The sequence below is a fragment of the Desulfolithobacter dissulfuricans genome, from assembly GCF_025998535.1.
In the GTDB taxonomy this organism is placed as follows: Bacteria; Desulfobacterota; Desulfobulbia; order Desulfobulbales; family Desulfobulbaceae; genus Desulfolithobacter; species Desulfolithobacter dissulfuricans.
The window spans coordinates 2,395,019-2,410,835 of record NZ_AP024233.1 but is presented as its reverse complement, the minus strand read 5'-3'; the positions used below and the strand labels follow the sequence as shown (position 1 = coordinate 2,410,835).

The 15,817-nt window shown below is 54.1% G+C and carries 13 protein-coding genes; all 13 read left to right on the top strand.

Translation table 11 applies throughout. The features are described 5' to 3' along the window. Positions 1–930, top strand: a complete 930-nt coding sequence (gene gspN, locus GF1_RS10660; RefSeq protein WP_267926537.1) for a type II secretion system protein GspN — start codon at positions 1–3, stop codon at positions 928–930. A gap of 2 nt (positions 931–932) precedes the next feature. After that, positions 933–1,676, top strand: a complete 744-nt coding sequence (locus tag GF1_RS10655; protein ID WP_267926536.1) for a type II secretion system protein N — start codon at positions 933–935, stop codon at positions 1,674–1,676. Positions 1,677–1,894: 218 nt separating this feature from the next. Further along, positions 1,895–4,078, top strand: coding sequence for a type II secretion system secretin GspD (gene gspD, locus GF1_RS10650; protein ID WP_267926535.1), 2,184 nt, complete (start codon positions 1,895–1,897; stop codon positions 4,076–4,078). 285 nt (positions 4,079–4,363) lie between these two features. Continuing rightward, a complete protein-coding gene (locus GF1_RS10645; protein ID WP_267926534.1) occupies positions 4,364–4,654 on the top strand; it encodes a nucleotidyltransferase family protein in 291 nt (96 codons plus the stop codon). 79 nt (positions 4,655–4,733) lie between these two features. After that, a complete protein-coding gene (locus GF1_RS10640; protein WP_435051698.1) occupies positions 4,734–4,979 on the top strand; it encodes a HepT-like ribonuclease domain-containing protein in 246 nt (81 codons plus the stop codon). 318 nt (positions 4,980–5,297) lie between these two features. Beyond that, complete coding sequence (gspE, locus tag GF1_RS10635) at positions 5,298–6,986, top strand: type II secretion system ATPase GspE (RefSeq protein ID WP_492226175.1); 1,689 nt, start codon at positions 5,298–5,300, stop codon at positions 6,984–6,986. 142 nt (positions 6,987–7,128) lie between these two features. Next, positions 7,129–7,782: a hypothetical protein gene (locus tag GF1_RS10630; RefSeq protein WP_267926532.1), complete on the top strand. Its 654-nt coding sequence runs from the start codon at positions 7,129–7,131 to the stop codon at positions 7,780–7,782. A 159-nt stretch (positions 7,783–7,941) separates the two neighbouring features. Then, complete coding sequence (locus tag GF1_RS10625) at positions 7,942–8,262, top strand: hypothetical protein (RefSeq protein ID WP_267926531.1); 321 nt, start codon at positions 7,942–7,944, stop codon at positions 8,260–8,262. A gap of 700 nt (positions 8,263–8,962) precedes the next feature. Next, positions 8,963–9,727: an ABC transporter permease gene (locus tag GF1_RS10620; RefSeq protein WP_267926530.1), complete on the top strand. Its 765-nt coding sequence runs from the start codon at positions 8,963–8,965 to the stop codon at positions 9,725–9,727. Continuing rightward, positions 9,727–10,473 (top strand): ABC transporter ATP-binding protein, encoded by a 747-nt coding sequence (locus GF1_RS10615; RefSeq protein WP_267926529.1) that lies wholly within the window; start codon positions 9,727–9,729, stop codon positions 10,471–10,473. Before GF1_RS10620 ends, GF1_RS10615 begins: the two co-directional genes overlap by 1 nt. Before the next feature lies 1 nt (position 10,474). Then, positions 10,475–13,810, top strand: coding sequence for a glycosyltransferase (locus GF1_RS10610; RefSeq protein WP_267926528.1), 3,336 nt, complete (start codon positions 10,475–10,477; stop codon positions 13,808–13,810). Between the two features lie 27 nt (positions 13,811–13,837). After that, positions 13,838–14,719: a sulfotransferase family 2 domain-containing protein gene (locus GF1_RS10605; protein ID WP_267926527.1), complete on the top strand. Its 882-nt coding sequence runs from the start codon at positions 13,838–13,840 to the stop codon at positions 14,717–14,719. After that, positions 14,716–15,816: a non-hydrolyzing UDP-N-acetylglucosamine 2-epimerase gene (wecB, locus tag GF1_RS10600; protein ID WP_267926526.1), complete on the top strand. Its 1,101-nt coding sequence runs from the start codon at positions 14,716–14,718 to the stop codon at positions 15,814–15,816. Before GF1_RS10605 ends, wecB begins: the two co-directional genes overlap by 4 nt. Position 15,817: the final 1 nt, after the last annotated feature.

Below are 15,817 nucleotides of genomic sequence, written 5' to 3'. Positions count from 1 at the left end.
ATGCGGTTTGTTCGCCGGATTCTTGCCATGGCCGGATATCTTCTCTATGGGGTGGTTGTCCTTGTGCTGCTGCTCTGGTGGCTCTTTCCTGCCGAGAGCGCCCGTACCTGGCTCGAGTACCGTCTGCAGGAGGCCTATCCGGCTCTCTCCTGGGAGGTGGGCTCAGTGCGTCTGCAATTACCCGACAGGGCTGTTGTTCAGGATATCAGGGTAAAAGATTGGGAAAACGATAAGATAGAGTGGCTCAGGGTTGAAAGGGCACAGGTTCGGCCAGATTATGTCGCCTCCTTGCGACGCCAGCGACCGGTCTTTTTCTACCGGCTCGAGCTCCTCGGGGGTACCATGACGGGCGAGGTCATCCTGGGCCGCAGCGGCAGGCTGGCCTGTATCGGCAAGCTTGCCAGGCTGCAGGTCGCCGGGCTAGCGCAATTCCAGCAGCTCCTTGGCCGCCAGGTCAGCGGCCTTCTGTCGGGTCGGTACAAGTGTCAGATAGGGCCAACAGAAAAGGGGCTGGGTCAACTCCAGGGACATTTTTATTTTTTTCTGGAAGATGGCAAGGTCACCATGCGTGAGCCGGTGCTCGGGCACAAGGTTTTCCCGTTTCAGAAGATAGAGCTCACTCTGGAGCAGCGGGGCAGGGAGCTTGTGGTCAAGGACGGACAGGTGCGGTCCCGGTTGCTGAAGGCGATCTTTTCCGGAACGGTTCAGCTCCAGCCACAGCTGACGGCATCGTCTTTAAAGTTGCACGGCATGATCACGCCGTTGCCGGAGCTGCTGGGCGGAATCCGCGACGATGCCGCCACCGCTTCGATACGGGAGCGTCTGCAGCAGGGCAAGCTTCCCTTCGGTGTCAAGGGTACCCTGCTCGAGCCGGGAATTCGTTTTCCCGCAAGCCCGTTTCCACCAAAGACCCTGGAGGGACAGCGCTGATCATGTTCCGCGTGGCTATCAGGTTGCTGCTCATTACCACTTTGCTCTACGGCGCGGTGCTGTTTTTCTATTCCCGCCTGGAGCAGCGAATGCAGGTGCCGGAAGCGGCCCTGGACCAGAGGAAAAAGCAGCCCGGCACCATTGTAGCTGCTGATGCGGGGCCTGTTCAGGCCCTGGATTATCAGCTCATCGTCCAGCGCAATATTTTTCAGGCCGTGGTGAACGAACCGTTGCCGCAGAAGGAGAAAGACAGGGAAGAGCCCCTGGAGGCCACCTCTTTGAAACTGGAACTGCTGGGCACTGTTTCCGGCAATGAGCGGGACGCCCGGGCGATAATTGTTGACGAAAAGGAAAAACGGCAGGATATTTACCATGTTGGTGATGCTGTCCAGGGCGCGATCATCGAATCCATCGAGCGGGGCAAGGTGATCCTGCGGGTGGGGAAACGCAGGGAGGTCCTGCTGCTCAAGGACCGGGAGAGCAAAAACGTTGTGGACCGGACCGATATGTTCGGCCGGCCCATGCCACCGATTTCAATAACTCGGCCGGTGGCCCGGCCCAGGATTTCCACTCCGAGAACAGCAGGCAGCAGGTCGTTTCGTCCCCGGCAGGTGGCGAGGCAGGATGTGGAGCAACCGATACCAGATACGGTGTTTCGAGCGGACGAGGAAAGTCCCCGGGACGCGATGGATGGGGACGACCTGGAGGAGCCGGAGATGGCACCGGTCATCATTGAAGCCCGCTGAGGTGTCACGATTGCCCACCGGTACCCGGCTCCCGCGGCAGGGCGGGGCCTGGCGAACTACACAGGAGTATTGGATTGGCTTTTTTTACGAATCATTGGTCGGCTGACTACAGAGAACGGCGCATTGCCAGGCTGTTGAAAAATGGAGCGCGCGCAGCCGTTTTTCAACGTCCTGTCACAGGGTCGGTATGGCCGACTGTCCTGCTTCTTTGCGTCATTTTGCTGGGATCCATTACGGCAACCACGTCCCATGGCGCCGAGCCGGCAAAGCCGGAAAAAAGTGGCCGGTTCATCGCCCTTGATTTCAACGATGTCGATATCAATCTCTTTATCAAGTATATCAGCGAGCTGACCGGCAAGAATTTCGTGGTGGACCGTGGGGTCCGGGGCAAGGTGACTATCATTTCGCCGACCAGGATCTCCGAGTCCGATGCCTACCGGGTCTTTGAATCGGTCCTGGAAGTCAACGGCTACACCACCGTGCCCAGTGGTTCCATCATCAAGATCATTCCCTCGGCCCAGGCCCGGACCAAGAGCATCGCCACCATCCTCAAGGGCAACGCCACCTATCCCGAAGACAAGGTGGTGACCCAGATCATCCCCCTGGCCCATGCCAACCCCGATGATGTGAAAAAGATCCTGGCGCCCTTGGTCTCCAAGACCAGCGTGGTTATCTCCCATACCGAGTCCGGGGTACTGATCATCACCGATGTGCTCTCCAACATCCACCGGCTGCAGAATATCATCCGGGCCATCGACGTACCCTCCATCGGCGAGGACCTCGTCATTATGCCGCTGCAGAACGCCAGCGCCACCACGGTGGCCAAGACCCTGAACCAGCTTTTTATCCGTTCGGTTAAAAAGGGCAGCCGGAGAGAGATCGTCAAGGTGATCCCCTACGAGCGGACCAACTCCCTCATCGTCCTGGCCTCCAAGGTCAATGTCCGGAAAATACGCAATCTCCTGGTTCAGCTGGATTCCAAGGTGCCCCGGGGCGAGGGCAAGATTCAGGTCTACTACCTGCAGCACGCCAATGCCGAGGAGCTGGTCAAGGTGCTGACCAACCTGCCAGATACGAAGAGCGCCGGAAAATCCACCGGCAAGGCACCGCCGATTTCCCGCGATGTCAAGATCATGGCCGATGCCGAGACCAATTCGCTCATCATCCAGGCCCCCCGGGACGAATACCTGGTCCTTGAGGATGTGATCAAGAAACTCGATATCCCGCGGCGCATGGTTTACATGGAGGCCCTCATCATGGAGGTCCAGGTCAGTAAATCTTTTGAGCTGGGGGTCCAGTGGAGCGGGGAGGCTTCTTTCAGCAGTGGTTCCGGGACAATCCTCTCCGGCTTTTCCGGCAGCCAGGATGCCCCCTACGATGCGCTCAACGGGATCAGTGCGGATCCTGCCGTCCTCCCATCGGGCTTCAGCTTCGGGATCATGAAGCAGGGCGTGCGGATCGGCAACATGTATTTCCCCAACTTAAGCGCGGTGGTGCGGGCCTACAAGGACGATTCGGACATCAACATCATCGCCACGCCCCAGATCCTGACCACGGACAACAAGAAGGCCGAGATCAAGGTGGGTGAAAACGTGCCCTATATCGTCAGTAAAAACACCACCACCGCCCAGGAAGATTATACCAATTACGAGTACAAGGACGTGGCCACCTCGCTCTCCATCACCCCCCAGATCAACCAGTCCGACCTGGTGCGGCTCGATATCGGGGTCGAGGTTATCAAGCTGAAAAATCTCAATGATGGCCGTCCCACCACCTACACCAGGAGCGCCAATACCACCGTGGTGGTCCACAACGAGGAGACCGTGGTCATTGGCGGCATAATCGGCCAGGACACCTCCAGTGGTGAATACAAGGTGCCCCTGCTCGGAGACATTCCGCTCCTTGGCTGGTTGTTCAAAACCAGCATAGAGTCGCAGGAAAAGACCAACCTGTTTATCTTTATCACCCCACATATCGTCGAAAACCCGGCCGAACTGGCCGACCTTTATTACAGGAAACGGGATGTCATGGAGTCGGTTCAGCCCGGCTCCAGCGATATCCCGGACAGCTTTTTCTACAACAAGCCTAACCCGGCCCATGCCGCAGCCCTGGCAGACATCGGTTTTGCCAAGCTGCAGAAAAAAGAATTTGACGCCGCGAAACAGTATTTTGAGCAGGCCCTGAAGAGCGATCCCGAAAATGCCTCTGCCCTGTTGAATCTGGGGGTTATTCTGGAACATGAAGGAAAAAAGGACCAGGCCAGAGCCCTGTATGAAAAGGTGCTGAACAGCCCGCCACCCTCAAAGGATGACGACACCACCGGGCAGAAGGAAAAGGCCGCAACCCTGGACCCATTCCGGGAAATGGCCAGGAAGAATCTCGAACGGCTGCAGCAGAAATAGAGCATGCCGGAACAGGCAGACGAGATCTGAAATTGGTCCAGCCAGGCCGGACAATGTGCTCCCTTTGCGGGATTCCATAGCTTTTGAGCTACGGAGCTGAAGAGAGACGGAACAGGCAGAAGGCCTCGTTCCTCTGCTCCGCGGTGAACGAATCCAAAAACCATGGCACCGCTCCCGCGGTGCCCAAATATACCTGGCAAGGAGGGCTTTTAAGCCGCCGAGTGTCCAGAGCGCTGTGGGAGCACTCTGGTACATGAGTACCACAAGAAGGTGAGAGAGCAGTCTGTGAACGAATATTATAAACTGCAGCAGAAAAAAAACGAAATCCTGGCAATTGCCCGGCAGTATGGAATTGTTGATATTCGTGTGTTCGGATCCGTCGCTCGTGGTAATGAAAGCCCACAGAGCGACATTGATCTTCTGGTCAAGTTAGAAGCTGGGTGTTCGTTGCTCGACCTTGGAGGTGCCTTGGTCAAGCTTGAGAAACTTCTGGGTAGAAAAGTTGATATCGTGACCGAAAAGGGCCTGCATTGGTACCTGCGTGACAAAATAAAGAAAGAGGCCCGGCCGTTATGAAGGATGACAGGCTTATCTCATTCATATTCTGGAAAGTATCGATAAAATAGATAGTTATATTGCCGGGCTCGATCTTGATTTGTTTCTGAAAGAGACGATTGTCCAGGATGCTGTGCTCCGTAATTTACAGGTGCTTGCCGAATCGACTCAGCGACTATCAGATGACTTTAAATCCCGCCATACAGCCATTGAATGGTACAAAATTGCCGGGTTGCGCAATATACTGGTGCATGATTATCTCGGGATAGACTTAGAAACCATTTGGGCGGCTGTGACAAAAAATTTGCCTGACTTAAAAGTGGTTGTTCAGGATGCATTGACGTAGTGGGATCCCGAGGGGCAGGGCTATCCCTGCTCCACCCTCGTTTCTCCGCTCCGCGATCCCGTGTCACACGAGAGGATCGTTCCAGCAAAGGTCTGGCGTCACTCCCGCAGGAGCGGGTGTCACGAGGTTTTTCAGGTTGACGGCCATCCAGGGGCCTGGCAGCTGACCCGGGTATCACGTTTAACGTCCACGTGCTCGTGAACGTACACGTGAACGGAAAAGAATAAAAGATTCGTGAACGAGTACGTTTACCTTCACGGGCGCTGTGCTCGTGATGTACTCTCAAACCAAGAGGCAGATGCACAAAATCCGCTCTCAATGAAATCCCTTGGCGAAATTCTCACACAGGAGTTCCATGTGCCTCCTGAGGCCATAGACCAGGCCCTGCAGCAACAGCAGGAAAAGGGTGGCAGGATCGGCGAGATTCTTGTGCAGCATAAAAAGATTAGTGAACACGATCTGTTACTGGCCCGAAGCCACCAAAGTGGCCTGGAAATCAAACATTCCCTTCCGCAGGACCTTGATCATTTCTTTGTCGACCGGATCCCGATCCAGTTCCTGAAAAAGTACAAGATGATCCCGGTGGCAACCAGGGAGGAATCCTTTATTGCCATCGGCGAGCCGCTCTATTTTCAGCAACTCGACGATCTCCAGCGGATTCTGGACTGGGAAGGGGTGCCCACCTTTCTGGCGCCCCAGGAGGAGATCTTCGTTGCCATCAACAGGGCTTATGACCTGGGCCGGGACAGCGCCGACCAGGTGATGCAGGACATGGACGCCGAGGACCCCGAGGCCATCCTGTCTGAAATCGAGGAAACCGCTGACCTGCTCGATGACACCAGCGATGCCCCGGTTATCAAACTGGTCAACCTCATGCTCTCCCAGGCGGTTCGCGACAATGCCAGTGACATCCATATCGAGCCGTTCAAGGACCGGGTCAAGATCCGCAAACGGGTGGACGGGATCCTCTATGATATGTTTTCTCCGCCCAAACATGTCCAGGCCAAGCTGATCTCGCGCATCAAAATCATGGCCCGGATGGATATTGCCGAACGTCGATTACCACAGGATGGCAGAATTGAAATTCGAATTGCAGACAGAAACATTGACCTCCGTGTCTCCACCTTGCCCACCGCCTTTGGTGAGCGGGTGGTCATGCGGCTGCTGGATAAGTCCAATGTCCTGCTTTCGCTCGAACAACTTGGAATGTCGAGACGGGATCTGGACACCTTCATGGAGCTTATCAAAGCGCCGCATGGCATCCTCCTTGTGACAGGGCCCACCGGCAGCGGCAAGACAACCACCCTCTACTCGGCCCTGAGCATACTGAACAGGCCGGATGTCAACATCATCACGGTAGAAGATCCCATCGAGTACCAGATCAACGGGATAAGCCAGATGCAGGTCAATCCCAAGATTGATTTGACCTTTGCCAACGGCCTGCGTACAATTGTCCGTCAGGATCCGGATATTATCCTGGTCGGTGAAATCCGCGATCTGGAGACCGCTGAAATCGCCATCCAGGCAGCCCTTACAGGGCACCTGGTCTTTTCCACCCTGCACACCAACGATGCCGCCAGCGCCGTGACCCGGCTGATTGACATGGGACTGGAGCCTTTCCTGGTTTCCTCCTCGGTCAATGCCATCCTGGCCCAGCGACTGGTCCGTAAAATCTGCCCCAACTGCAAAGAAGCCTATCGTCCGTCACCCGAATACCTGGATCGGGCCGGACTGACGTCGGATAACTTCAAAGACCAGGTCCTCTACCGTGGCCGGGGGTGCCCTGAATGCTTCAACACCGGGTACCAGGGTCGGGTGGGCATCTTTGAACTGATGGTGTTGGACGACACTCTTAAAAGTCTCATCCTGACCACGTCCGATGCGGGTCAGATCCGCAATCAGGCCATTGCCTCCCGGGCCACCGGTATGCATACCCTGCGCCAGGATGGACTCCGCAAGGTCCTGGAGGGCATAACCACCCTTGAAGAGGTCTTCCGGGTGACGTAACATATAGATACAGGCATTAGAATTGCAAGTATACGGCAGGGCAGTCGCTTTCATAAGAATTAGCGGGTGTCATAACTGCTTTTTGGGAAGATAACCTTCAGGTAAAAAGTGACGGTCCATTATGTGTCTCAGGTTGCTGTTCGTGTCGCTGGTACTGGTCTCCTTTTCATATCTTGCTCCTTTACCGGTTGGGGCAGGGGTGCAGGATGGTGGCTTTCTCGTTCATGTTGAAGGTACGGGCCAGCCGTTAAGAGATGTTATTACGTTCCTGGCAGAAAAAGAGGGATACAAAATCGTAATACCGGAGGATTGGAGCTCCATTCCGGTTTACGGTATCTATTCCGATGTAACTATTGATTCTTTCCTGCGCCGGGTGGTCAGGGACAAAAATTTCTCCATCGATTTTGACGAGAGTCGAAAAGAGATCGTTGTACATGATTTCGGCGGCAAGTTGTCTTCCCGAACAGGCAGTCCAACGAAAAACAGACAAGTAGTTGTCTCCTCGCAACAAAGCTACAGTCCTGGGCCGGTAGATCCGGAGACAGGTATTCCAGAGGCAGAGCTTGAAAAATTGCATGCCCGACAGTTGGAGGAATTACGCAGGCAGGGAGAAGATCCTGATGCCATTGATCCCCTTACAGGTCTGCCCATGGCCATTCTCCTGAAGTTACAGGCGGAGCAGATGGAGAAGCTGAACGAGTATGAAAACGATCCGGAGGCTATCGACCCCGAGACTGGTCTGCGAGCTGCGGATCTTAAGAAGTTACATGTCGAACAGATGAAAAAAATAAAGTGATTGCAAGTAATAATAAAAAAATGCCATGGTCGATCTTTTTGCAAATACGTAGGGTAATATGACATGACCTCTCTCTGGGGTGATGGTAATATTTTATAGTGTTATGGGGTTCAATATGGTACACGATAATCCTACTATGATTTTCTTCAGGAGGAAAAAATGATAAAAAAACATTTGATTGTTCTGTTTGTTGTTGCTGCGGCTGTTACACTCGTTTCCCAGAAAAGTTTTGCCTGGACCTGTTCGGCAATGGAAATAGTTCAGGTCAGTCAGAACAGCACCTGGCTGAAAAATGTGAGCGGCGCTGACTGTGGTAATATCGCAAATGGGGAACAGCAGTATTTTGTGCTGAAACCCATCCTGTCCGATAAACTCCTGGCCATTCTTCTCACGGCTACAAGCCTGGACAAGACGGTCTGGGTACATGCTGCCGATGATGTCCAGGGTTCGATTATCGATATTATCTCGATCAAAAAATAATATTGGTACCAATCGTGTCCTTATTGCAAAATTACTTTTAGTCTGGGCGCAGGAAAACGGATAGCCGTCTACCAGGCCGTTGAAAAACGTAGCGAGCGAAGATGAGACAAGGAAAAATGACGCGAAAAAGCGCAGTGTACACGGAGTACATGAGCATTCGGAGTCTCCCTTCGGTCGCTTACCTGAGCCGAATTTTGACGCAGCATCATCAAGTGCAGTAGTTTTTCAACGGCCTGTTATCTGTGGCCTCAAAATTTCAGTTGCAATACGCTGTGTGGTTTTAACAACTGGACAGGCTGGCTCCGTATTTCGCCTTCCCGGCTACCTGTAGTGTTCAGAATTTCTCGCCTGTTTCATCTGGCAGGGCCCCTGAAATGATTTTCAGGCAACTGCCATTTTTTTTCTGTTTCATTTCCCTCTGTCCTCCCATGCATAGTAACGTTTGCCGCTCCAGCACGTCTGCCAAGTGATCGCGATGGTCTTCCAAAGTAAAATTCATGTGACCAGCCACTCATGGATCGTGTAATAATTAGGAGATTCCTCTCATGATCCTGCTGCCGGATACCAGGGAACCCTTTTCGGTTGGCATTCTTGGTCGGGGCATCTATATTCTGAAAGTTTGACTGAGACGGCAGGGGCCGGGCCCCGTCCGAAATCCCTTACAGATCCATTACATGAAAAAACACCGACGCACATGGGCATGAAGGCGCTTGCAAACAGCCTGTTACTGATCAAACAGAAATCTACCGCCGACCTGATTTCCGAAGCCCGACGGGGCTATATCGGCATTCTCTGGTGGGTTATCGAGCCGGTTCTCTATATGTCCGTGTTCTATCTGATTTTTGTCGTTCTGTTCAACCGGGGCGGTAAGGATAATGTTGCCTTTCTGCTCACAGGAATGGTGGCATGGAAATGGTTTGTCACTTCCATACCCCAGTGTGCGGGCTGCATTTCCTCAAATATCGGCCTGATACGTCAGGTCTATGTGCCCAAGGTCATTTTTCCGGGAACAGTGCTCTTGACCAGCACCATCAAGTTTTTGATAGTTTTCCTCTTGCTGGTCGGTTTTCTTATGCTTACTGGTAAATCTCCGGATGTTTCCTGGCTGTCACTTCCTCTCCTGATTTTCGTTCAGATGTTGCTGATGCTTGCCCTTGGCAGCTTTCTGGCCGCAATCATCCCTTTTTTTCCTGACTTGAAATTAATCGTCGACAATGGCATGATTCTGCTCTTTTTTCTGTCCGGAGTGTTTTTTGACGTCAGTTCGGCCCCGGCAAAGCTCAAGGCCTGGCTCTCTTTGAACCCCATGGTCGGGATCATCCAGTCCTACCGTCAGGTATTGCTTGACGCTTCCTGGCCGGACTGGTTCTTCCTCGCCACTGTCTGTACTCTCTCACTGATGCTGCTGGCTCTGGACTGGATGCTTCTGCGGCGATATGACCGTGTCTACGCGAAAATGGTCTGATGGCTGCACACAAGGAAACAGAAAAAAGGCTGGCTCTCCGCCTGCGGAATGTCGCTGTGGCCTATGAACGCCGTTTTGGTTTTTTTCGCAGGCAGAAGTACTGGGCCCTGAAAGATGTATCTTTTGATCTCTACCATGGCGAGACCCTGGGGGTGATCGGGAGAAACGGGGTTGGCAAGAGCACTCTGCTTCGTCTGCTTGCCGGCATCATTGCGCCCGACAAAGGTGAGATAAAAAATTATGGGGTGACGGCCTCTCTCCTCACCCTGCAGGTAGGTTTTGTCCCGCATCTGACCGGCCGGGAAAACGCTGTGCTGAGCGGCATGTTGCTGGGCATGTCGAAAAGAGAGGTCCTGGAACGCATGGATGCCATTCGTGAGTATGCTGATATCGGTGAGTTCTTTGATCATCCGGTCAGGGAGTATTCAACCGGGATGCGAGCCAGGCTCGGGTTTGCTGTTGCGATTCATGTCAATCCCGATGTCATTTTGCTTGATGAAGTGCTTGGGGTCGGTGACTCAATTTTTCGTGATAAATCTACAAAATCAATTAAAAATCTCATCCGGTCACAAAAATCTGTCATTATCGTTTCGCACCAGCCTGCAATGCTCAGGGAGCTGTGTGATCGTATCGTCTGGATCGAAAAAGGAGTTGTCCAGGGAATTGGTGACGTCAAGAGCGTGTTGAACACGTACCTCCAGTCTCTCAAACCAGCCGTTACAGCAACTTCGGACAGTCAGTCATAATATGTCATCAACATTTTCTGCAGACAGGACGGCCGTTCTCGTGGTCGGTATGCACCGCTCCGGCACAAGTGCGCTCACCCGTGGCCTGATGGCCCTTGGCGTGGAGTTGGGAAATGACCTGGCTGGTCCCGCCGAGGATAACCCGAAAGGGTTCTGGGAGGATCTGGCCATACAGGCCCTCAATCGGAAGATCTTTCGAGAGATCGGCCATCGTTGGGACAGCGTGCGGCCTGTTCCAGCCGAGGTTCTTCAGGATGAGGCCCTGGCCTCCCTGCGAACCGAAGCCAAAAACATCGTTCAGGAACATTTCGCTGATACCCCCCTGTGGGGCGTAAAGGACCCTCGGATTTCCCGTCTGCTTCCTTTCTGGATTCCGGTTCTTCGCGAACTGGACATCGAGCCCCGCCTGGTTTTCGCCCTCAGAAACCCGATCAGTATCGCCCGTTCCCTGGCAGCCAGGAACAGCTTCATGGAGGAAAAATCCGTCCTTCTCTGTCTTGGTCACTGGTTCGACATTCTCCAGTCCAGGGATACGAACTCCCTGGTGATCGTCGATTATGACAGGCTGTTGGATTCGCCACAGCAATGCCTCACCGGTATTGCAGACCATCTCGGGATCAGGTTTTCTTCAGGCCTGCGCCAGGAACTTGACGGGTTTTCGAAAGAATTTCTGAGCAGATCGCTTCGCCACTCGCAGGCCTCTGAAAAAGACAACCAGCTCTGGAGGGACAGGGGCGGATGTTTCGGGCTGGCCATGGATCTCTATTCCCGCTTGCTGGAGTTTTCCATCGCGCCGAAAGATGAGAGCAAACTGGACTGGGCACCCCTTTATAAGGAATTTCAGAACTATTATTCCCTGCTGTCCTATGTGGATATTCTTGACAGGACGATACACGAGCGGGAGACCGAACTGGGCGAGTTATCTCAAGTCCATCACAAACAACGAGAGGATCTTTGTCAGGAACTGGAAGCAGCCCGTGGGCAGCTCGCTGAAAAAGAGACGCTGGCAACGAGCCTGGCCCTTGAAAAGGACGATCTTCATCAGGAACTCGAGAGAGTGCGCGGGCAGCTCGCTGAAAAAGAAAAGCAGGCAACGCGCCTGGGTCTTGAAAAGGACGATCTTCGCCAGGAACTGGAAACAGTGCGCCAGCAGCTCGAACAAAAGGAGCAGCAGGTGGAGAGCCTTTCCCGGGAAATAGAAGAGCTTCAGCACCACTACAACTCGCTCCTCTCTTACCAGTCAGGCCTCAAGGACATGCTGGACCGGGAAAGGTATACGGTCCTCAAACCGGTGGCCCGCCGCCTGTACCGTTCCGGCGCCGGTGTTCTCCAGCGCATGCCCCCAGGACTTCAGGCAAATATCAGGCGGATCAAGCAGAGAATCCTTCCCGGCACGTTCACCCTGCAGGTGCCTCCCTGGCCAGGGCCAGGAACCACCCCTGTTGCTGCCGGAAGGCATGACAGCTCTTTTCAGGCGGCCTGTGACGGTGATGGCCGTGATGTGGTGGTCTTTCCGGTCATCGACTACCATTTCAGAGTCCAGAGACCCCAGCACCTTGCCAGGGGGCTGGCCGACATGGGCCACCGGGTTTTCTACCTGTCCACAACCTTTGGCGACGGTGAGCCGGGGGCAACCTTGCTGGAGCAGGTCGGTGAACGGATCTATCTCTGTCAGCTGACCATTCCCGGGCCCCATCCCGTAATCTATGAACAGGTCCCCAATGAGCACCAGAAGCGTTGGCTCCTGGATGCCATGGACCGTCTGATGTGGAGTGTGGGTCTGGGCCAGGTTGTGGCCCTGGTCGATCATCCTTTCTGGCGCCCCGTGGCCATGGCCCTGCCTGATGCCGTGGTTGTCTATGACTGTATGGATGATCACGGAGGTTTTTCAAACAACTCCGAGGAAATACTCCAGGCGGAAAAACAGCTGCTCCGGGAGGCTGACCTGGTCGTCACCACTTCGGCGCCGCTCTCGGAAAAAATAAGCCGGATTCGGGAAAACATCCTGATTCGTAATGCCGCGGATTCGTTATGGTTCTCCGAGCCGCCACCGGCCCTGCTCTATAGCTCTAAGCGTCCTGTTGTCGGCTATTTCGGGGCTATTTCCGAATGGTTCGACATGGAACTGGTGATTCGGGCTGCCAGGGCCTGTCCGGAGTTTGATTTCGTCCTGGTCGGCAGCACGTTCATGTGCGATACCCGGGAAGCAGAGGAGATAGAAAATATCCATTTTATCGGCGAGGTCCCCTATACTTCCCTGAAAGGCTATCTCTACGCCTTTGATGTGTGCATGATTCCCTTTAAGCTGATCGAGCTGATCCAGTGCACCAACCCGGTCAAGCTCTACGAATATCTTGCCGCCGGCAAGCCGGTGGTGGCCACCGATATGCCTGAACTGAGGCTGGTTCGGGAACACGTGTACCTGTCAAAGGATCTGGATGATTTTATAGCAAATATCAGAAAAGCAATGGATTCCGGGAACGATCGGGACGCCATTGAGGCCCGGAGAAAGTTCGCCCTGGAAAACCAGTGGACAAACCGCGTGGAGGCCCTGGAAAAGGCCATCGCCAACCAGTACCCGAAAGTGAGTGTTGTCGTCCTGACGTACAACAACCTCGAGTACACCCGCGCCTGCCTGTACAGCCTGGAAAAACAGACCCGTTATCCGGACTGGGAACTGATCATCGTCGACAACGCCTCTACGGATGGAACCCCTGAGTTTCTGGCCGATTACGGGAAAGAAAATCCCCATGTCCACCTGGTCCTCAACAAAGAGAACCTCGGCTTTGCCGCCGGTAACAACGTCGGGATGCGGCAGGCGACCGGCGAGTATATTATCCTGCTCAACAATGACACCTACCTGACAAAAGGCTGGATGCGGGACCTGGTCCGTCATTTTCAGCAGGACCCGTCGCTTGGTCTCGTCGGGCCGGTCACCAATAACATAGGAAATGAGGCGCGAATAGAAATAGCCTACAATGACATGGAAGAGATGGCCCGGGCAGCACGGGAATACACCTGCCGTCATGCACGCCAGCGTCTCTACGTGGATACGGTCGCCTTTTTCTGTGCCGCCATACGCCGTGATGTAATCGATGCCATAGGGTATCTTGACGAAGATTTCGGCCGGGGTTTTTTCGAGGACGACGATTACTGCATCCGGGCCAGGAAGGCCGGCTTCAAGGTGGCCATTGCCGAAGATGTGTTTGTCCATCATCATCTCTCGGCCTCTTTCAACAAGCTCAAGGAGCAGGAGCGAAAACTGCTGTTTGAGAAAAACAAGGCTGTTTTCGAGAAAAAATGGGGAAAATGGAAGCCCCATACGTATCGTCAGTGATAGAATTTTTTGTTTGGCTGGTATTCGATGTTTAACCTGAACTGGTTTTACTCCTTTGGTTTTTTTTCAAAAAAAAAGGAACCGAGGCCCGAGCGAATCGTAATCATTCACAATCACCTGTTCAAGAATGCAGGCACAACCATCGACTTTGCCCTGCGCAGGAATTTCGGCGAGGGGTTCGTCGATCATCGTGATGATGATAATATGAGGAAAGGGGCCGCGTACCTGGGACCGTACCTGTCCGAAAACCCGTGGATCAGGTCAGTGTCCACCCACCACCTGACCTTGCCGCTCCCTTCTCTTGATAAGGTTCTGCTTCCCCAGATTGTCATGCTCAGGGATCCCATAGAGCGGGTGACCTCTGTGTATAACTTCGAGCGCAGACAGACCGAGGCAACCACCCCGGGGGCCCTGTTTGCCACGCAACATGATCTGAAAGAATATGTACAGTGGCGGATGAATCCCGATGTCGGCAATACCATACGGAATTTTTACATAAGCAGGTGTCTCCCTCCGAGAAAGTTCAAGAAAAAGCCTTTTACTGCGGAGGAATTCGAGCGTGCCTGTGCCTTTCTGCGCAGTGTCCCCTTGCTTGGCCTGGTCGAGCGGTTTGATGAATCCATGGTCCTGATGGAGGAGTTTCTCAGGGAATATATTCCCGAGATAGATCTCTCCTATATCCCGCAGAATGTCGGTCAGAAACGGCAATCCGCCGGGGAAAGAAGAGAACTTCTCAGGCAGGAACTCGGGGAGGAACTGTTCCAGGAGTTGCAGGAGAAGAACAGGGAAGATATCGCCCTCTACGAGTTGGGCAAATCCCTGCTGAGAGAAAGAATTAATAAAGTAGACGACCTGGAGGCGAAATTGCAGGATTTCCGCAATCGGTGCGCACGACTGGTGGCCGCATGAAAAAGCGTATTTTATGTGTGATCGGTACCCGACCGGAAGCCATAAAGATGGCTCCCGTGGTCCTGGCCCTTCGCAAGTGCCCGTGGGCCGAGGTCCGGGTCCTGGCCACGGCGCAGCATCGCCAGATGCTCGACCAGGTCCTGTCGCTTTTTGATATCGTTCCGGATTATGACCTCGATATCATGCAGCAGGACCAGGGACTGACTGAACTGACCTCCAGGCTGCTTCTGGCCCTTGATGATGCCTTCGGAAAGGCTAGTCCCCATGTTGTCCTGGCCCAGGGAGACACCACTACCGTCATGACCGTGGCCCTTGCCTGTTTTTACCGGAAAATTCCGTTTGCCCATGTGGAAGCGGGATTGCGTACCGGTGACCTGGTCAATCCCTTCCCGGAAGAGATGAACCGGGTGGTTGCCAGTCGGCTCGCCGTGCTCCATTTCGCCCCCACCCGTAGTGCCAGAGAAAATCTGCTCCGGGAAAATATCCCGGCAGGAGATATCCACGTCACCGGCAACACGGTCATCGATGCCCTGTTGCTGACCGCGGAGAAAGACCGGGATCCCGGTGTGGACATGGATACCTCTCGCCGCCTGGTTGTCATGACCTCCCATCGGCGCGAGAATTTCGGCGAGCCGATGAAGGAGGCTTTTTCCGCCATCCGGACCCTGGTCGAGCGAAATGACGACATCTGGCTGCTCTATCCCGTTCATCCAAATCCCAATGTAACAAAGCCCGCCCATGAAATTCTCGGAGAGCATCCCAGGATACAACTGGTCGAGCCATTGGACTACGCACCGTTTGTCCAGGTGATGAAGATGGCCCACATGATTATCTCGGACTCGGGCGGGATTCAGGAGGAGGCTCCGGCACTGGGCAAACCCGTTCTGGTCCTCCGCGATGAAACCGAGCGCCCCGAGGCCGTGGAGGCCGGGGTGGTCAAGCTGGTCGGAACCCGGAAAGAATCCATCCTCAGGGAGGCGGAACGGCTACTCCACGATGAAAAGGCGTACAAGAAGATGGCACGCGGCGTTTCACCCTATGGTGACGGCAAGGCCGCTGAACGTATTGTTTCCATACTAGGGAGCTGTCCCCGGTAAC